Below are 17605 nucleotides of genomic sequence, written 5' to 3'. Positions count from 1 at the left end.
ATTGCCGATGAAAAACGCAGGCCTTGTGCCTGCGTTTTGTTTTCAGGGGAAGCGAGATGCTGAAGTTTTCCGTGCTGGTGGATGACGACGTTCATCTGCCAGGCTGTCTGCCCGAGCGAGGGTTGGCGCTGCTGCTGGAGTGTGACGGCCTCAGGGTGCTGTTTAATAGCGGCCGTGGCCGGGCGCTGTGCCACAACGCCGCCGTGATGGGGATCGATCTCGCCTCGCTCACCCATGTGGTGCTCTCCCACGGTCATTATGACCATGTGGGCGGGGTCGGCTCGCTGCCCGTCTATCCAAGACCCATCCCGCTCATCGCCTGTCCGGACGTGTTTTGCGAGCGGGGCTACTTCCTGTCGCTGCCCTTCTGGCGACGCAACCTCTATCGCCTGTCGGGGGCGCTGGCTCGGGAGTCGCTGCCGGCCAGAGGCTTGCTTCCCCACTGCTCAGCCGAGCCGGTTTGGCTCTCGGATCGTCTGGTGTTCCTCGGCAGCATTGTGCGGCGCGACCGGGCTGCGCCTTCGCTGCTCGGCTACATAGTGCGGGGTGGGCGGGTGGAGAAAGACCTCATCAGCGACGACTCGGCACTGGCTTTTAAGAGCTCCAAGGGCCTTATCGTCTTTATCGGCTGCGGCCACGCCGGGGTCGAAAACATCATCGAGCGGGCCAAGGAGGTGTGTGGCGATGAGCGGATTCACGCCGTCATCGGCGGCCTGCACCTGAAGTTTTCCGGCCCAGAGCGGGCGGTAGCACTCGGTGCCTATCTGCAGGAAGAGGCGGTGGATCAGTTGTTTGCCTGTCACTGTACCGGCAGCAGAAAGGCGGAGTTACCGCACCAGCGCCAGATCGGAGCCGGGTTCGAGTTCCGGTTTTCGGCGTAAAAAAAACGGCAATCCGAAGATTGCCGGGAGGAATGTAGTGAAGCGACCTGACGTGGGTTGAGCGGGTCGCAGGGGCAAGCCCCCGATTGCGAAGCGCGGCCACTGCTGGCCTCGCTTCTTACAGCCTGCCGGGGATGCGCTCGCTCAACCCCGACGGCCACCTGCCTGTTGCCATGCCGACTGTGATGGCGCCGGCATGGCCTTCATTCGTTACAGCATGCCTTGCACGGCGGCTTTCATCTCGGCCGGCCAGACGCCGACCTGAACCTGACCGATGTGCTCTTTTTGCAGCAGCAGCATGGCCAGACGGGATTGGCCGATGCCGCCACCGATGGTTTGCGGCATCCGTGCGGCCAGCAAATCCTGATGCCAGTCGTACTGCAGACGATCCTCGTCGCCGGTGATGGCCAGCTGGCGACGCAGCGCCTCGGCATCGACCCGGATCCCCATGGAGGAGATCTCGAAGCTGTCTTGCAGCACCGGGTTCCACACCAGAATGTCGCCGTTCAGACCTGCCAGACCCAGCTCGCTGTGGCTGCTCCAGTCGTCGTAGTCCGGGGCGCGCACATCGTGGCGCTCACCGTGGGAGAGGGCACCGCCGATACCGATAAGGAACACGGCACCCAGCTCCTTGGCGATGGCCCGCTCGCGCCCCTTGGCATCGAGATCCGGGTAGCGGGCCAGCAGCTCTTCGCTGTGCAGGAACTGGATCTCGGCCGGCAGGAAGGGGGTCAGCTCATGCTCGGCGCAGACTGCGCGCTCGGTGGCCTTGATGGCGGCCCAGATGCCGCGCACGGTTTCCTGCAGATAGGCCAGATCGCGGCGCTCGCTCGGCATCACCTTCTCCCAGTCCCACTGATCCACGTAGACGGAGTGGATGGGGGTGAGCTTGTCTTCATCCGGACGCAGTGCCTTCATGTGGGTGTAGATCCCTTCGCCCGGACCGAAGCCGAAGCGACCCAGGGTCTGGCGCTTCCATTTGGCCAGTGAATGGACCACTTCGTAGCTGTGATCCGGCAGAGTTTTTACTTTGACCTGCACTGCATTCTCATGGCCAGAGAGGTTGTCCTGAGTGCCATCACCGACCCGGCTCAGAATGGGGGCTTGCACCTCCATCAGACCCAGTTGCTGGGCGAGTTGGCGGGAGAACATCTCTTTGACGAAGCTGATCTGCTGTTGGCTGCGAATGTAGTGCTGTTTCATGCTGAATTCCTGTTTCAAACCCCGTTGGATGTGGTGATTCTTCAACGGAATGCCAACCAAATTCAATATTCGATAATAGAAATAGGCTTTGTGTGTTTTTTTCTTCAAAATAAGCTGTTGTTTAATGAGGTATCGTCAACTGGAGTGCAAAAAAATGCCGGAAAATTACCGGATCGATAATCTCGATCAGGCCATCCTCACCGCTCTGATGGAGAATGCGCGGATCCCTTACGCCGAACTTGCGAAACAACTGGCGGTCAGCCCGGGCACCATCCATGTGCGGGTGGAGAAGATGAAACAGGCGGGGATCATCGAGGGGACACGGGTGCAGGTTAACCCCAAGAAGCTGGGTTACGACGTCTGCTGCTTTATCGGGATCAATCTGAAGAGTGCCAAGGATTACCCCTCGGCGCTGGCCAAGCTGCAGGCGCTGGACGAAGTGGTGGAGGCCTACTACACCACCGGCCACTACAGCATCTTCATGAAGGTGATGACCCGCTCCATCGACGAGCTGCAGATAGTGCTGATCAACAAGATCCAGACCATCGACGAGATCCAGTCCACTGAAACCCTGATTTCGCTGCAAAACCCTATCCTGCGGGATGTGAAACCCTGACCCCTTGGTCAGGGTTCGATATAGGGGATGGCGTACTTGTCGTAGAGGGCCTTGAGGCTGCCGTTGCGTTTCATGCGCAGCAGTTCGGCATCGTAGGCCGCCATCAGGGCTGGGGTCTGTGCATCCGCCCGTGCGCGGGCCCAGGTGTTGAAGTAGGGGCTGCTCTTGAGCGGTTTGGGCAGGTAATCGATCTTTCCCGTCAGCCCCTCTTCCTTGATCTGGGTGAAGGCGGTGACCAGCGGCATGGGCACGGTATCGATCCGTCCGGCCAGCAGTTTGCGCAGTTGCAGCTGGTTCATGGTGATCTCCTGAAACTGATAGGCCGGGTCGGTCATGGCTGCTGCCAGTTCAGGGGTATAGGAGAAATCCTTGGTCACGCCGATGCGCCAGGGTTTGAGATCGGCCAGCGTTTCGTAGCGGATCTTCATCAGGTCCGCCTTGCGCACGAAGAAGTGCCAGCTGTGGCGAAGATGGGCCTGTTGGGGATAGATGAGATAACTCTCCCGCTCTGCCTTGTAGGAGTGGGTCATCACCAGGTCGCAGGCGCCGGTTTCGGCATTGCGGGTGAGGCGGGCACCGGAGTCGGCCAGCTCGATCCGAAAGGGCGTCTCCAGCTTGTCGAAGATGGTGGTGACTATGTCTATATCGAGTCCGCGGGGTTTCTGATCGGCATCGAGATACTTGAGCGGGGGCTCCATGGTGCCGCAGATCACCAGCTCCTTGGCGGGCAATCCGAGTGGAAACAGCAACCAAAACAGGGGGATCACACGCAAACTACGTCTCCTGAGCCCGTTTGAAGATATTCCAAGACCTGATTCCAGTATATTGGATGGCACCTGATCCGTTAGAAGCGACTGTTTATGGCAAGTCCTGAAATCGAGAGCCCGCTGGACGGGATCGACAAGTTGACCGTCTCGCTCTACCGCCTTGGCTTGAGTGCGGCTGCCCTGTTGCTGCTTTGCCGCGGTGCGGCGCTGCTGAGCGGGATGGCACTGCTCCCGTCGGCACAATGGTTGGTGTCGCTGGCAGTGGCAAGCGCAATATGCGGCTTCTCGCTGCATATCTACGACAAGCGGATTCGCCTGATTCTGCAGGGGTTTGGTTGGTGCGCGTTGGCCCTGGCTGCGGTGGGGGCGCCGGATGCGCTGGTGCTGGGAGCGGCCTTGGCGACCCTCTCCGGGCTGGCGTTCAAGGAGCAGTTTTGCTTCTCGATTCCCGGCATCAAACTGGTGCCCATTTTGCTGCCGGCGTTATGGCTGCTGGAGTGGTTGCGGGTGGAGTGGGCCGCCGCACTGGTGGCGCTGGTATGCGGGGCCCTGTTGACCTTGCTGGCGCTGGCCAAGTGGCGGATGCCCCTGCACTTCGATATCGGTGACAAGGGGCGTTACCAGATCTAGGTCTGCTGGCACACCTTCATCTGCTGGTTGAGGGCCTGCATCACCTGACGGCGGCTGATGATGCCGATCACCTTGCCCTGTTGCAGCACCGGGTAGATCTTGGGCTTGGCATCGGCCATCTGGCGAGCCAGATCCAGAATGCTCTCATCCGGCCCGACCGAGAGGGGCGAGCGGTTCATCAGATCCTCCACCCTGGTGCGGGTATCGCAGTGGTAGCTGCCGGTGAGCAGGCTGGGAATGCAGTCTTGTTCGGAAAGAAAGCCGATAAGCCGTTTTTGCTCATCCAGCACCGGCAGGCCGCCAAGACCCGATTGATGCAGGCGATCCAGCGCCTCGGCCAGGCCGAGTCCGGCAGTGAGGGAGTGGGTCAGGCGACCCATGTGGTGGTGTACTTTCAGCATGGTGGTGACTCCGCAAGAGGGGGATGCCGCCACTATGACGCGGGTGGGTGGCCCGCGACCAATGGCTTGTGCCGCAGAGATTGATAGGCACCGGCCATCGGCGGTGATCCGCTGGCAGGCGGGCTTCGTTCATGCAAGACCATGAAAGGGAAAGGAGATCATATGCGTGCATTGGTAACGGGCTGTGGCCGTCGACTCGGATTTTATCTCTGTGAACAGCTGGTGGCAGCGGGTTGGCAGGTGACGGGCAGCTATCGCAGCGAGCGGCCGGAGCTGGCCACGCTGGCTGCATTGGGGGTCGAACTGGTGCAGGCGGATTTTGGCCGGGAAGAGGACGTTGGCAAGCTGATCGGTGTGCTGGCTGCCCATCAGGATCTGGCGCTGGTGATCCACAACGCCTCTGCTTTCGAACCTCAGGCAACTGATCCGGCGGCGCAACTGGCCCAGTTCGAGCAGTTCTACCGGGTACACATGGCGGCCCCCTTCCAGCTTAACCGGGCGCTGGCCCCTCAGCTTGCCAGCAACCCCAACGCCAGCATCATTCACATCACCGATATCTATATCCATGCCCCGGCCCCCCGTTTTGCCAGCTATGTGGCCACCAAGGCGGGAGCCCATTCGCTGGCCATGAGCTTTGCCCGCGAGCTGGCGCCCACGGTTCGGGTCAACACCATAGAGCCAGGGCCGATCCTGTTTCTCGATGAACATGACGAGAGCTGGCGCCAGCAGGTGTTGGCGAAAACGCCGCTGGCGCGGGAGGGTGGACTTGAGCCCATCTGGCAGGCGGTGCAGCTACTGGTGGGGAACAGTTATATGACGGGTGCCAGCATCAAGGTAGATGGCGGGCGTGCTCTGGCCAACCTCTGAGGGGTTGCCGAGCACCAGCGGCCCCAGCCCGACCTGCCGGGTCAGCAAGCCCTTGCCGGGTTTGAGCTTGCCCGACTGGGCGGGGAGCGTAACTTGCAGCGCCACCTTGGGGTCATGCACCTCGCCATGGCCGTAGAGCTCTGCCAGCAGCTCCGCCAGATAGGAATCGACCTCTGCCGAGGCAAAGTTACCGCTCCTGTTGCTGGCCAGAATATCGATGTCGAGTGGCCGGTCGTGCACCTTGCAGAGCGGATCGCTGCGATCACGGCCGTGAGCCACCTCGAGGGCGACAAAGTGCTGCTTGAGGCGGGCGGCATCGAGCGGGCTCTCCACCACCAGCAGGCAGTTGAGAAAGTCGTGGCTGGAGTGCATTCCCACCGGCTTGGTGCGGATCACCGAACTCAGCCGAAGGGGACCGACGTTCTCAAACAGCTCGGCCAGCGCGCGGCTGACATGGATATGCGGGTCAATATTGGAACCAATGCTACACAGATAGAACATGCTGACCTTCCCGGGGTTGGGCTCATCTGAAATGTATACGCAGCTCACGGTTATCGGATTAACTATGGCTTAACATTGTCTTATCTATTGTGATCCGGCACTGATTGGCAGAAAGGAGGTTTGCATGAGTGTGGAGCTGAAATGGGCGCTGTTGACCGCTTCGGGTGCGCTGGCGATGATCATGATTATCTGTCTGGCCTCTGTCGCGTTGGCGTGAATCACCACAATCCAGATAATCCAAACCGGCCTGTTGGCCGGTTTTGTTTTTTGGGGCGGTGCGGCTATGCTGGCGCACCGGTGAGAATGCAAGAGAAGAGATGATGACCAAGGTTCGCCCACGCTCCCTGCTGCAGGTAGTATTGATGGGATTTGTGCTGGTGTTGATGCCGCTGGGCGGCATGATCTGGCACAACAGCACCTCCCTTGCCCACCTCAGTCAGCTCACCAGCGACGAGATGGAGCGGGCGGTCAAGGATACCCGCCGCGCCACCCTGCTGACGGCGCAAGCCATCGATATCGAACGCACCTTGCGCCGCTTCGCGGTGCTGGGGGATCGCCGCAGTCTCACCAGCTACCAGCAGCAACTCGACGGGTATCGGGTGTTGCTGGCAGAACATCGCAGCTCTATCTCCGACGGTCAGCTCTACAGGGGGCTCGATCAGGGGCTGGCTTGGCTCGACAGCTTGCAGGATGCCGCGCTGGCCCAGGCTGCGGTGGCGGGGGACAAGCTAGAGCTGTTTAACGATGCCAACAAGCAGCTTGAGATGGTCACGCGCAGCCGGGTTGACGAACACATGGATCGGGTGCGACTCACCATCGCCGGACTGACCAGGGAGCTCTGGTGGGTGAGCGGCGCTGTAGCGGCGCTCAGCCTGCTGATGGTCTTTATCTTCACCTACCTGATCATCCACCCGGTACGACAGATTGAGTCGCGCATCTTGAGCCTGGGGGCGGGGGTCGAGCCGGATCCAAGGCCGGTAGATGGCCCCGCCGAGCTGGTGTTGCTGGGGGAGCGGATCCTCTGGCTTTACGACAAGCTCAAGGAGCTGGAGCAGCAAAAGTACCAGTTTCTGCGTCATGTTTCCCACGAGCTCAAGACCCCGCTAGCGGTGCTGCGGGAGGGGTCGGATCTGCTCTGCGAGCAGCTGGTCGGGCCGTTGACGCCGGATCAGCTGGAGATCTGCCAGATGCTGGACGAGAGCAGTCGCCGTTTGCAAACCCTGATCGAGCGGTTGCTCGACTTCAATCGACTCACCCAGCAGGAGGCATTTGAGCTGGAATCTGTCCCCCTGCTGCCCATGCTGTCAGAACTCACCATCGAGTACCGGTTGGCATTGGAGTCCAAGCAGATCCGTGTACACTTGCCGATCGGGCCGGTTACCCTGTGGGCGGAGCCCTACCGGTTGAGACTGATCCTCGATAACCTCTTCTCCAACGCTGTCAGTTACGGCGCCAGCGGGGGCAATATCTGGATCAGGGCAGGGCAGGATGAACAGACAAGCTGGCTGGAGGTAGCCAACGAGGGGCCAGAGATCCCCGCTGCCGATCAGCAACGTATTTTTGAACCCTTCGAACAAGGCAGTACAGTGCGACAAGGTGTATTGAAAGGCTCTGGTATGGGCCTCTCTATCGCACGGGAGTCTGCCCATAGTCTCGGAGGTGAGTTGGTTCTGGTGAAAGATGAACAGGCGGATGTCTGCTTCAGGTTGACGTTGAAAAGAGAACTATGAAGATACAGCGCGTATTTCCAGCCCTGATGATGGGGTTGCTCGCGGGTTGCGCCCTGCTGCCACAGCACGAACAGCAGAACTCCACCGATATCGCTTTTGCCAAGCGGATGGAGTTTGCCAACAAGGAGATGCAGGTACGTCTGCAATACTCCGACTGGTTGCTGGCCAGTCACCCCCAGCAGCGGATGCAGGAGCGTCAACGCCTGAAAGGGGCGGATGATCTGGAGAGCCGGGTCAGTCTGGCGATGGTGGATTCCCACCCGGCCGAATCGGTGGCCAATCGTACCGCCGGGCTGGCGCGCCTGAAGCAGATGCTGCCCGAGCTGGGTCTCGATGCGCAGGCATTTTTGCGCAGCTGGATCGCCCTCGGCGAACAGCTGCTGGCTCGCGACAGCCGACGCGATGATCAAAGTCAGGAGATCCAGCGGTTGCGTCGCCAGATCGAACAGCTGACCGCCATCGATGACCAGCTCAACCAGCGCAAGCTCAACGAGCATCGTGAGGTAATACCATGAGCCGGATCTTGCTGGTGGATGATGACGTCAGTCTGCTCAAGCTGATGAGCATGCGGCTGCGCAGTCAGGGTTATGAGGTGGATACTGCCGACAGTGCGGAAGGGGCCCTCGACCTGCTGCGCCAGCAGCGGGCCGATCTGGTGCTGAGCGATCTGCGGATGGGGGGCATGGACGGTCTGGCGCTGTTCGAGCGGATCCAGGCCCAGTGGCTGGGGCTGCCGGTGATCATCATGACCGCCCACGGCACCATCCCGGATGCCATTCAGGCGACCCGCTCCGGCGTCTTCAGCTTTTTGACCAAGCCCATTGACAAGGATGAGCTGCTGGCCACCATAGAGCATGCTCTCAGCCTGACCCGGCCGAAACAGCAGCAGGAGTGGCAGTCACTGATCCTGACCCGCAATCCCCAGTTGGAACAGTTACTGATCCAGGCTCACAGCATCGCCACCATGGAGGTGCCAGTACTGATCATGGGGCCGTCAGGCTCCGGCAAGGGGGCGATGGCGCAGGCGCTGCACCAGGCCAGCCAGCGCCGCGACAAGCCGCTCCATACCATCAACTGCGCCGCCATTCCGTGGGCGTCACTCGACTTGCAGCTGTTTGGTGAAGATGGTCAGTCCGGGCTGTTCGAGCAGGCCAAGGGGGCGACCCTGTTTCTCGACGAAATTGGCAGCCTGTCGGAATCCTTGCAGGCCAAGCTGCTGCAGGTGATGGAGGAGTATGGCCAGGGCACGCCGGAGGTGCGTGTGCTCAGCTCCAGCCATCAGGATCTGGTCAAGGCGATGGAGGAGGGACGCTTTCGGGAAGATCTCTTCTATCGTCTCAACGTCGCCAATATCACCTTACCGTCTCTCAGTGCCCGCAGTGAAGACATTCCGCTGCTGGCCAGACAGGCGCTGGATGATTATCGCTGCCGCCACAGCGACTGCGCCGCGATGGGCTTCTCGCCGGAGGCGCTGGCGATGTTGGCCGCAGCTGCCTGGCCCGGTAACGTGCGTCAGCTCTGCAATCTGGTGGAGCAACTCGCCAGCCTCTGTTGCAGCCCGGTGATCGGGGTCTCCATGGTGGAGTCCGCCCTGAGCGGCGGCGGTGGTGGCATCCCTTCCTTCAATGAGGCTCGTGCCGAATTCGAGAAGGAATATCTGATCCGTTTGCTGCGCACTACCGAGGGCAACGTGACTCTGGCGGCCAACCTGGCGGGTAGAAACCGCACCGATTTTTACAAGTTATTGAATCGGCACGGTATCGAAGCAGCAAACTTCAAATCGAAGGGATAAATCAGGCGGGATCAACCACAGCCGGAGCGGCATCGGCTTTTTGGGTTTTATGGGAGAGCCAGAGGCCGCTCGCCTTCATCAGGTAACCGAACAAGGCGCCAATGATGAGGGAGGGCAGGATCAGCCGCCACTCGCCAGCCGCCCCGAAGGTGGCACAGCAACCGGCAAAGGTGCCGGGAATGTAGCCGAGCCACTGCTGCTTGGCCTGTACGCACATCAGGGTTGCGACCACCCCCGTCATCACGTAACCCGCCACACCCGCTCCCCACAGACTGTCGCCATGGATCAGCAGCAGTGCCCACAGCATGCCGCTGGTGTTGCAGAAGATGGTCTGCAGCAGCGCCTTGTAGCCGCCGCTTGACGCGAAATAGCTGGTGCAGCCGAGAAAGCCGACCCAGGAGATAAGGCCGAACGCGACGGCAATCCAGCCCCAGACGGCGGAGAGAATTCCAGTAGTGATGGCGATGGCGATCAGTGGGCTCATGGGGGCGACTCTTCAGTTGGCTTCGCAAAATGGGCAGCCTACCCCCGGCAATTGGGGCGGCAAGCGGGGGCCGAATTGTGTGTGATCTTCATCACCCTTTTCAACTCAGGAATACGCTTGCGCTCGCGAAAAAAATTCATTGGTGACCGGCCTGACAGTCGGCCATAGTTAGAGGCCCTGTCCTGCTCATGGAGTGAGTCTGATGGCGCCAAATGTGATCGTTCCCCTGCTGGTGTTCGTAGTCCTGTTTCTGGTCGGCACCATGGCCAAGGCACTGCCCCTGCACCACATGATGTAAATTTGTGTGAAATAAAAATCTGCCGGGGCGGGTCTTATCCATACTGCCTCACTCAGCCCCGGGAGTTTTTAATGTTGATCAAGCGTCGTACCGCCCACCCCCTCACCGAACAGGATGTTACCCCGGAAGCCGTCTATCAGGACCGCCGCCTTATTCTCAAGGGGCTGGGTCTGGGCGCAGCCACCCTGGCGTTCCCCACTCAGGCCGGAGTGCTCGACCTGCTGCGCGGTAAAGAGGATGCCCCCCAATTAGCTACCAAACCGCTCAACAGCAAGCCTGCGGAGCGCCCGGCCAATCTGGTGCTGACACCGGAAGAGAAGGCCACCAGTTACAACAACTTCTATGAGCTCGGCACCGACAAGTCCGACCCGGCTCGCAACGCACATTACCTCAAGCCCGAACCCTGGACCCTCAAGGTGGAGGGGGAGGTGGCCAAGCCCTTTACCCTCGATGTGTGGGACCTCATCAACAAAAGCGAGCTGGAGGAGCGGATCTACCGGCTGCGCTGCGTTGAAGCCTGGTCCATGGTACTGCCCTGGAACGGCATCTCGCTGGCGGAGATTATCCGCCGTGCCGAGCCCACCAGTCGCGCCAAGTTTGTCGCCTTCGAAACCCTGTTTGATCCGAAACAGCTGCCGGGGCAGGCCTCCAGTTTGGGGGGCGGCATCGAGTATCCCTATGTGGAGGGGCTGCGTATCGACGAGGCGATGCACCCTCTCTCATTCCTTGCGATGGGGCTCTACGGCAAGACCCTGCCCGCCCAGAATGGCGCGCCGATCCGGCTGGTAGTGCCGTGGAAGTATGGCTTCAAGAGCATCAAGAGCATCGTCTCGATCCGGCTGGTAGAGGAGATGCCGCCCACCACCTGGAACCTGCTGGCTCCCAACGAATATGGCTTCTACGCCAACGTCAACCCGCAGGTGGATCACCCGCGCTGGAGCCAGGCAAGCGAGCGTTTCATCGGCGAGGGAGGAGTGTTTGGCGCCAAGCGTCAGCCGACCCTGATGTTCAACGGCTATGGTGACGAAGTCGCCTCGCTCTATCAGGGGATGGATCTGCGCCAATGGTACTGAGATTGAAACCGGCCCATATCAGCGGCTTGCGGGCGCTGGTGCATCTGTGCTCCCTCGGCTTCCTGCTCTGGCTGGTTTTTGCCATCCCGGCAGGCCTGCTGGGGGGCGATCCGGTGCCCGAGCTCATCCACTACCTCGGCAAGGGAGCGCTCAATCTGCTGCTGCTCACCCTGTTGGTCTCGCCGCTGGCCAAGCGCTGGCGGCAGGGGCAGCTCATCAAGCTGCGCCGCCCCCTCGGGCTCTGGTGTTTTGCCTGGGCGCTGCTCCACTTCATGGCGTGGCTGGGGCTGGATCTGCAGTTTGACTGGGGGCTGATTGGCGGCGAGCTGGTCAAGCGCAGCTACATAGTGGTGGGGATGGTGGCCCTGCTGCTGCTGGCCGCCCTCAGCATCACTTCGCTGCCCGCATTGCAGCGCAGCATGGGCGCTGCATGGCAGAAGCTGCACAACTGGGTCTATGCCATCGCCCTGCTGGTGCCGGTGCACTACTGGTGGTCGCTCAAGAGCGGTTGGGGGGAGCCCCTCATCTACCTGCTGCTGGCCTGCGCCCTGCTCTGGCCGAGGCGGGAGAAGCTGCTGCGCCCCATGCGGGGACGCTGGAATGCAAAAGAGGCCTAATCGGCCTCTTGTTGTTTGATCTCGCCAGTGTAGGCATCGACGATGAGATGCACCTTCTGATCCTGGCGATTGAGGGTTTTGACCTCGAATTTGTCCCCTTCCAGCTCCACTTCCCGAATGTCGTGATACCCTTGCGCCAGCAGGAGTTTGACCAGCCCGGCCATGTCGAGACGGCTCTGGGCCGCCCAGCTTGTGGCACTCAACAGGCAAAGGATCAGCAGGAAACTGCGCGGGATCATATTCATTCCGGATTCATGGCTGGCAGACTATAAACGCCATTATGTTAGGTTTTTGGAGATGAATCATCCATGAATAGAGCGCTCCCTCTGCTTGGGTTATTGCTGCCGTTGCTGGCACAGGCGGTCACGCCTGATGAAGCCATGCTGCAGCAAGCTGTCCATGAGGGACGGGTTCGGCCCTTCCATGAAATGATGGAGGTGGCGGCCAGATTGCCGGTGCGGGTGTTGCGGGTGGATCTGGGAGAAGAGGATGGTATCTGGCTCTATGAACTGCGAGTCATCGATCGGGAAAACAGCGTGATCAAGGTAGCCTATCGGGCCGACAACCTTGAGCTGGTGTGGGCCAAGGGCCACCATCTGGAGCGGTTGTTCGAACCACCAAAGCCCCCGGTCGAGGATGATGAATAACCCCTGTGTGGAAGCCTGTTCATGCGAATTCTGATTGTTGAAGACGAAAAAATTCTGGCTGGTCAGCTGGCCGAACAGCTGCGCCTCTCCGGCTTTGTCACCGACCTCTGCCACGACGGCAACGAGGCCGGTTTCCTCGGTGAGACCGAACCCTATGACGCCATCATTCTCGACCTCGGCCTGCCTGGGCGCGATGGCCTGAGCGTGTTGAAGGAGTGGCGCAGCAAGGGAATCGATACCCCGGTGCTGGTACTGACCGCCCGTGGCCAACTGCACGAGAAGATCGAGGGGCTCAATGCCGGTGCCGATGACTACCTCACCAAGCCGTTCCAGGTGGCCGAGCTGGTGGCGCGGGTGCATGCGCTGGTGCGCCGGGCGGCAGGCAACGCCAGCTCCGTTCTGGAGATTGGCGGGGTACGGCTCGATATGGCGGCCTCCCAGGTGTGGTACGAAGGGACCCCCATCAAGCTGACCGCCCACGAGTTCCGGGTGCTGGGTTACCTGATGCAGCATCGGGGCAAGGTGGTGTCGCGCAGCGAGCTGATCGATCACATCTACGCTCAGGATTTCGACCGTGACTCCAACACAGTAGAGGTGTTCATCGGCCGGATCCGCAAGAAGACCCATCCCGACTTGATTGAGACAGTGCGTGGTCTCGGATACCGGATCAACGAATGAGGCTGGTCCGAACCCTGCGGGGGCGGCTGCTTGCCATTGCGCTGGTGTGGTGCGGGCTGTTCCTGTTCGCCACCGGCTTCAGCCTGCAGACCATGATGCGCAACTACTGGCAGGAGGCGGAGGCCGACGGCCTTCGCCTGCAGCTCTATGATCTGCTCTCCCGGCTGGAGGTGGAGAAGAGTGGTCTACCTGTGGTGATCGAACCGATGGCCGATCCCCGTTTCAGCCAACCTTACTCCGGCTACTACTGGCAGTTGGAACTGGGGGAAAATGTGGTGGGCCGCTCCCGATCCCTGTGGGACACCCATCTGGTGAGCCGTGGCCTCAAGTCTGCCTTTGGCGATCCTGACCTCTTTTTTGGCAAGGGCCCCAACAAGGAGCCGCTGCTGATCATGACCCGCACCGTGCTGTTGCCCGGTTCGGATCGGGTCTTTACCCTGGTGATGGCCAAGGACAGCAGCACCCTGATCCAGACCCTGAAGAAAACTCGCATCAGCCTGTTCCTCGGTCTCGGCTTTGCCGCCGCCGGTCTGGTGCTCGGCTTCATGTTCCAGATCGTCTATGGTTTGCGGCCGCTGCATCTGCTGCGCCGTGAACTGGGGCGGGTTCACGAGGGTCATCAGGAGGGATTCCGGCTGCGCTATCCGCTGGAGATCCAGCCGCTGGTTGAGGATATCAACCGGCTGCTGCACCACTACGGCGAGCTGCTGCAGCGTGCCCGTGCCCACACCGGCAATCTGGCTCACGCCCTCAAGACGCCGCTCAGCATCATGCGCAATCAGGTTGCCCAGTTGCCGCCGGAGGATCAGGCCGCCATCGGCGAGCAGCTCGACCAGATCCAGCGCCATATCGACTATCACCTCGGTAAGGCGCGGGTGACCGGCGCCGCCAAGATCCTCGGGGTGTCGACCCCGGTGCGGGCGCGGGTGGAGTATATCTGCCGCGCCTTCTCCCGCCTCTATCCGGGCAAGACGGTGGATCTGCAAGTGCCCGCCAATCTGGCGGTCGGGGTGGAGGAGCAGGACTTCGACGAGATGGTGGGCAATTTGCTGGAGAACGCCTTCAAATGGTCCGCCAGCGAGCTGCGTATCTCCAGCGCCGAGCTGGGGGGCTGGATCACCCTGCGTATCGAGGATGACGGCCCCGGCATGAGCGAGGATCAGATCGCCAAGGCGGTGCTGCGCGGGGTGCGGCTCGACGAGAAGGTGCCGGGTTCCGGTCTCGGTCTCAACATCGTCTCCGATCTGGCGGAAGCCTATCGCGGCAGCTTTATTATGGGCCGCGCCGAACTGGGCGGGCTGGCCGCCTCCCTCTCGTTGCCCAAGGTGGCAAGGGTCGAGAGCTAGGCATAAGATATGGCATTTGTTTTAGCCTGAGGAAGAGAACCATGACCGACGATCCGTGGGCCCTGTGCCATCTTGACGATTCATTCGATGCCTCTGTACTGGGGGTCAAGGGCGCCCAGATCCAGTGGTTTGAAGACAGGGATGGCCTGATCGCGTTCCTGCTGGAAGATTTTGTCGACTTGCTGGCCGATGTGGGCGAACTGGACGAGGAGCAGACCGAGCAGGCGCGCGAGCGCTTCACCCTGCTGGTGGAGCAGAGCTTCGACGATCGCACCCTGATGGATGCCATCAACGATCTCGCCTCCGGCCTGCGTCGCATCGCCTGGTTGGGGCCGCTCTCCGAGCTGGCCGAGATCAGCGACGAGTTTGCCTCCGGCCTGCGCCGCTATTTCTGGAGCCAGTACGACGGTGACGAAGATGACCCGGACGCCTGGGTGCCGGAAGAGCTGTGGCCACAGCTGGTGGAGTGCGCGCAGGAGTATATGGAAGAGGGGGATTTTTAAATCTGTCCGGACTATGTGTGCTCTTTGGCAGACAGATAAAGAAACGGCGCCTTGATGGCGCCGTTTTTATTGGGTGGCAATCGCCTTAGCCGTTGGCCGGTACCGCGTGGGCGGTGTTGGCCAGCATCGGGCCAGTGTACTTCTCGATCTGCAGCTGGGCCATGTGGCCGCAGTTGCCCTGCGCCAGACTGGACGAGCCTTCGTCGAAGGTGAGGCAGTTGACGTTGCCGTTCTTGCAGATGCTGCCCGCTTCGCCCGGCTTGGCCGGGTCATACCAGGCCCCTTCGCAGATCCGCACCACCCCTTGGCGCACATCCTCGGAGAGCAGGGCGCCCACCAGGATCTGGCCGCGCTCGTTGAAGGCGCGCACCAGATCCCCCTGGGCGATGCCACGAGCCTTGGCATCCAGCGGATGGATCATGATCGCCTCGCGGTCGGCGATGGCGAACTTGTCCCGCAGCGGGGTGTTGTCGAGCTGGGAGTGCAGCCGCTGGGTCGGGTGGGAGGTGTTGAGCGACAGCGGATAGCGCGCCGCCACCTCGCTCTTCACCCACTCCTTGGGCTCATACCACTTGGGGTGGCCGGCGCAGTCGGCGTAACCCATCCCCGCCACCGTGTTGGAGAAGATCTCGATCTTGCCGGATGGGGTGCCGAGCGGGTTGAGCAGCGGGTTCTCGCGAAAATCGGCGTGACGGATCCACTGGCGGTTTGCCTCGGGGATCGGGAAGCGGATGTAGTTGTTGGACTCCCAGAACATGTTGAACGGCGGCAGCGCCACGCGGGCGCCGCGGGCCTGCGCCGCCATGCCGTCGTACATCTGCTTGAGCCACAGCATCTCGTCCTTGCCTTCGGTGTACTGCTCCTGCACGCCCAGCTTGGCGGCGATGGCGCTGAAGATATCGAAGTCGTTGCGGGCTTCAAACTGCGGCGGTACGCACTGGTGCATCGGGAACACATAGCGCTGGGAGTAGTCGCCGCCCATCTCCAGATCGTTGCGCTCGTAGCTGGTGGTGACCGGCAGCACGATGTCGGCGTGTTTGGCGGTGGCCGTCCAGTAAGGCTCGTGCACGATCACGGTCTGCGGCTTGCGCCACGCCTGCAGCAGGTTGTTGGTGTCCTGATGGTGGTGGAAGGGGTTGCCACCCGCCACGTAGACCAGCTTGATGTCCGGATAGGTCACCTTGCGGCCGTTGAAGTCGATGGTCTTGCCCGGGTTGGCGAGACAGTCGGCGATGCGGGCCACCGGGATCGGGGCCGGGCTGTTCTTCGGTGCGTTGCCGGCGGAGATGCCCGCCAGAATGCCGCCCTTGGCGGTGGGGCTGCCACCGGAGGAGTAGTGGTAGCTGAAGCCGTAGCCGCCGCCCGGCAGGCCGATCTGGCCCAGCATGGAGGCCAGAGTGACCAGCATCCAGTTGGGCTGTTCGCCGTGCTGCTGACGCTGCATGCCCCAACCGGCCATGATCATGGTGCGCTTGGCGGCCATGTCGAGAGCCAGTTGGCGGATCACCTTGGCATCGACGCCGCAGACGGTGCTCGCCCACTCGGCGCTCTTCGGTTGGCCGTCATCCTTGCCGAGCAGGTAGTTCAGGAACTTGTCGAAGCCGACGGTGTAGCGATCGAGGAAGGCCTGATCGTGCTTCTTCTCGCTGTAGAGGGTGTGGGCCACACCCAGCATCATGGCCACGTCGGTGTAGGCGTTCGGCGCAATCCACTCGGCACCGACCAGCTTGGCGGTCTCGTTGTAGATGGGGTCGATGCTGATGACGCGGGTGCCTTTCTCTTTCAGCGCCATGAAGCCGGCCTGACCTTCGTGATCCGGCATGTTCCAGCTGTTCTTCAGAGTTACTTGAGCGTTGACCCCCCACAGCACCACCAGTTCGGCGTTCTCCACCACGTTGGGCCAGGCGGTCTGCTGCTCGTACACCTCGATGGAGCCCATCACGTGGGACATGATCACCTGAGCCGCGCCGGTGGAGTAGTCACCGGCATAACCGGTGAAGCCGCCGGAGAGGTTCATCAGGCGGTGCAGCAGGGTACGGCTGTTGTGGAACATGCCGACGCTCTTCCAGCCGTAGGAACCGGCGTGGATCGCCTGCGGGCCGAAGTCGGTCTGGACCCGCTGAATCTCGCCGGCCACCAGTTCGATCGCCTTGTCCCAGCTCACTCGTACCCACTCGTCGGCACCGCGCAGCTCAGGCTTGGCGCCCGGGCCATGCTCCAGCCAGCTCTTGCGCACCATGGGGTACTTGATGCGGTTCTTGGCATGCACCTGGAATGGCGCCATATCGATGAGATCGTTCGGCGCCGGATCATCGGCCACCGGCTGGACGCGCACCATGCGGCCATCCTCGACGATCGCCTCGAACGCACCCCAGTGGGCGCCGGTCAGAATGCCCTTCTGGGCGGGCACCAGGGTCGGGAACTGACTCAATGCGGTGCTGATGGCTTGCGCCAGCGCACTCTTGGGAAAAATGCCGCCGAGCAGGGGCAGGGCTGCGCAGGCGCCGAGCCCCTTGAGCAGGTTGCGGCGGGACAGATTGGTCTTCTTGTCATTGAAAAAAGTCATAACGG

Annotated in this window: 21 protein-coding genes; 14 read left to right on the top strand and 7 right to left on the bottom strand. The window is 61.3% G+C overall.

What is annotated here, in order from left to right:
* Window positions 1-56: 56 nt before the first annotated feature.
* Complete coding sequence (locus G5179_RS18475) at window positions 57-881, top strand: MBL fold metallo-hydrolase (RefSeq protein ID WP_421258870.1); 825 nt, start codon at window positions 57-59, stop codon at window positions 879-881.
* A 210-nt stretch (window positions 882-1091) separates the two neighbouring features.
* On the opposite strand, the gene asnA is transcribed toward G5179_RS18475, so the two are convergent.
* Window positions 1092-2084, bottom strand: coding sequence for an aspartate--ammonia ligase (gene asnA / locus G5179_RS18470; protein WP_005339781.1), 993 nt, complete (start codon window positions 2082-2084; stop codon window positions 1092-1094).
* A 154-nt stretch (window positions 2085-2238) separates the two neighbouring features.
* Here asnA and asnC point away from each other — a divergent pair, with 154 nt between their 5' ends.
* Window positions 2239-2700, top strand: coding sequence for a transcriptional regulator AsnC (asnC, locus tag G5179_RS18465; RefSeq protein WP_005339783.1), 462 nt, complete (start codon window positions 2239-2241; stop codon window positions 2698-2700).
* A gap of 8 nt (window positions 2701-2708) precedes the next feature.
* On the opposite strand, the gene G5179_RS18460 is transcribed toward asnC, so the two are convergent.
* A complete protein-coding gene (locus G5179_RS18460; protein WP_201937438.1) occupies window positions 2709-3473 on the bottom strand; it encodes a substrate-binding periplasmic protein in 765 nt (254 codons plus the stop codon).
* Between the two features lie 87 nt (window positions 3474-3560).
* Between G5179_RS18460 and G5179_RS18455 the strand changes: the two genes are divergently transcribed.
* Complete coding sequence (locus G5179_RS18455; RefSeq protein WP_421258869.1) at window positions 3561-4097, top strand: DUF2301 domain-containing membrane protein; 537 nt, start codon at window positions 3561-3563, stop codon at window positions 4095-4097.
* Here the strand turns inward: G5179_RS18455 and G5179_RS18450 are convergent.
* Entirely contained in the window at window positions 4094-4498 is a 405-nt protein-coding gene (locus G5179_RS18450) for a CBS domain-containing protein (protein ID WP_005356342.1), read from the bottom strand. The two genes, G5179_RS18455 and G5179_RS18450, sit on opposite strands and share 4 nt — an antisense overlap.
* 162 nt (window positions 4499-4660) lie before the next feature.
* On the opposite strand from G5179_RS18450, the gene G5179_RS18445 reads away from it, so the two are divergent.
* Window positions 4661-5365, top strand: coding sequence for an SDR family oxidoreductase (locus G5179_RS18445; RefSeq protein ID WP_227341792.1), 705 nt, complete (start codon window positions 4661-4663; stop codon window positions 5363-5365).
* On the opposite strand, the gene G5179_RS18440 is transcribed toward G5179_RS18445, so the two are convergent.
* Window positions 5291-5866, bottom strand: coding sequence for a 2-amino-4-hydroxy-6-hydroxymethyldihydropteridine diphosphokinase (locus G5179_RS18440; protein ID WP_421258868.1), 576 nt, complete (start codon window positions 5864-5866; stop codon window positions 5291-5293). The genes G5179_RS18445 and G5179_RS18440 overlap by 75 nt on opposite strands.
* A 124-nt stretch (window positions 5867-5990) precedes the next feature.
* Here G5179_RS18440 and G5179_RS18435 point away from each other — a divergent pair, with 124 nt between their 5' ends.
* The 4 genes from G5179_RS18435 to G5179_RS18420 all read left to right on the top strand — a co-directional run bounded on the left by G5179_RS18435 (window position 5991) and on the right by G5179_RS18420 (window position 9388).
* Window positions 5991-6083, top strand: a complete 93-nt coding sequence (locus tag G5179_RS18435) for a YnhF family membrane protein (protein WP_005339800.1) — start codon at window positions 5991-5993, stop codon at window positions 6081-6083.
* Window positions 6084-6186: 103 nt separating this feature from the next.
* The gene (locus G5179_RS18430; protein WP_421252063.1) at window positions 6187-7596 is read left to right on the top strand and encodes a sensor histidine kinase; all 1410 of its coding nucleotides are present in this window, start codon (window positions 6187-6189) and stop codon (window positions 7594-7596) included.
* Entirely contained in the window at window positions 7593-8111 is a 519-nt protein-coding gene (locus G5179_RS18425) for a hypothetical protein (protein WP_227341794.1), read from the top strand. Before G5179_RS18430 ends, G5179_RS18425 begins: the two co-directional genes overlap by 4 nt.
* A complete protein-coding gene (locus tag G5179_RS18420) occupies window positions 8108-9388 on the top strand; it encodes a sigma 54-interacting transcriptional regulator (RefSeq protein ID WP_421223022.1) in 1281 nt (426 codons plus the stop codon). Before G5179_RS18425 ends, G5179_RS18420 begins: the two co-directional genes overlap by 4 nt.
* Before the next feature lies 1 nt (window position 9389).
* Here the strand turns inward: G5179_RS18420 and G5179_RS18415 are convergent, their stop codons facing one another.
* A complete protein-coding gene (locus G5179_RS18415; protein WP_005339809.1) occupies window positions 9390-9872 on the bottom strand; it encodes a DUF1097 domain-containing protein in 483 nt (160 codons plus the stop codon).
* A gap of 369 nt (window positions 9873-10241) precedes the next feature.
* Between G5179_RS18415 and msrP the strand changes: the two genes are divergently transcribed.
* Entirely contained in the window at window positions 10242-11243 is a 1002-nt protein-coding gene (gene msrP / locus G5179_RS18410) for a protein-methionine-sulfoxide reductase catalytic subunit MsrP (protein ID WP_184236585.1), read from the top strand.
* Window positions 11234-11860: a protein-methionine-sulfoxide reductase heme-binding subunit MsrQ gene (gene msrQ, locus G5179_RS18405; RefSeq protein ID WP_421209075.1), complete on the top strand. Its 627-nt coding sequence runs from the start codon at window positions 11234-11236 to the stop codon at window positions 11858-11860. The genes msrP and msrQ overlap by 10 nt, the downstream gene beginning before the upstream one ends.
* Here the strand turns inward: msrQ and G5179_RS18400 are convergent.
* Window positions 11857-12105, bottom strand: a complete 249-nt coding sequence (locus G5179_RS18400; protein WP_013724184.1) for a PepSY domain-containing protein — start codon at window positions 12103-12105, stop codon at window positions 11857-11859. The two genes, msrQ and G5179_RS18400, sit on opposite strands and share 4 nt — an antisense overlap.
* A gap of 63 nt (window positions 12106-12168) precedes the next feature.
* On the opposite strand from G5179_RS18400, the gene G5179_RS18395 reads away from it, so the two are divergent.
* From G5179_RS18395 to G5179_RS18380, 4 genes are read left to right on the top strand one after another with little or no spacing between them, the layout of a single operon-like run.
* Window positions 12169-12507 carry a PepSY domain-containing protein gene (locus G5179_RS18395; protein WP_005339825.1) on the top strand — a complete coding sequence of 113 codons (339 nt, stop codon included), beginning with the start codon at window positions 12169-12171 and terminating at the stop codon, window positions 12505-12507.
* A 21-nt stretch (window positions 12508-12528) separates the two neighbouring features.
* On the top strand, window positions 12529-13185 hold the full coding sequence (locus tag G5179_RS18390; protein ID WP_005341873.1) for a response regulator transcription factor: 657 nt from the start codon (window positions 12529-12531) through the stop codon (window positions 13183-13185).
* Window positions 13182-14531, top strand: a complete 1350-nt coding sequence (locus G5179_RS18385) for a sensor histidine kinase (RefSeq protein WP_216952239.1) — start codon at window positions 13182-13184, stop codon at window positions 14529-14531. The genes G5179_RS18390 and G5179_RS18385 overlap by 4 nt, the downstream gene beginning before the upstream one ends.
* Window positions 14532-14572: 41 nt before the next feature.
* Complete coding sequence (locus tag G5179_RS18380) at window positions 14573-15034, top strand: hypothetical protein (protein ID WP_108542312.1); 462 nt, start codon at window positions 14573-14575, stop codon at window positions 15032-15034.
* 85 nt (window positions 15035-15119) lie between these two features.
* On the opposite strand, the gene torA is transcribed toward G5179_RS18380, so the two are convergent.
* The gene (gene torA / locus G5179_RS18375) at window positions 15120-17600 is read right to left on the bottom strand and encodes a trimethylamine-N-oxide reductase TorA (RefSeq protein WP_421258867.1); all 2481 of its coding nucleotides are present in this window, start codon (window positions 17598-17600) and stop codon (window positions 15120-15122) included.
* Window positions 17601-17605: the final 5 nt, after the last annotated feature.

The sequence above is a fragment of the Aeromonas sp. 600886 genome, from assembly GCF_049174935.1.
GTDB lineage: Bacteria > Pseudomonadota > Gammaproteobacteria > Enterobacterales > Aeromonadaceae > Aeromonas > Aeromonas veronii_A.
Note: the sequence above shows the minus strand (reverse complement) of the source record. Positions and strands in the feature narration are given on the sequence as shown.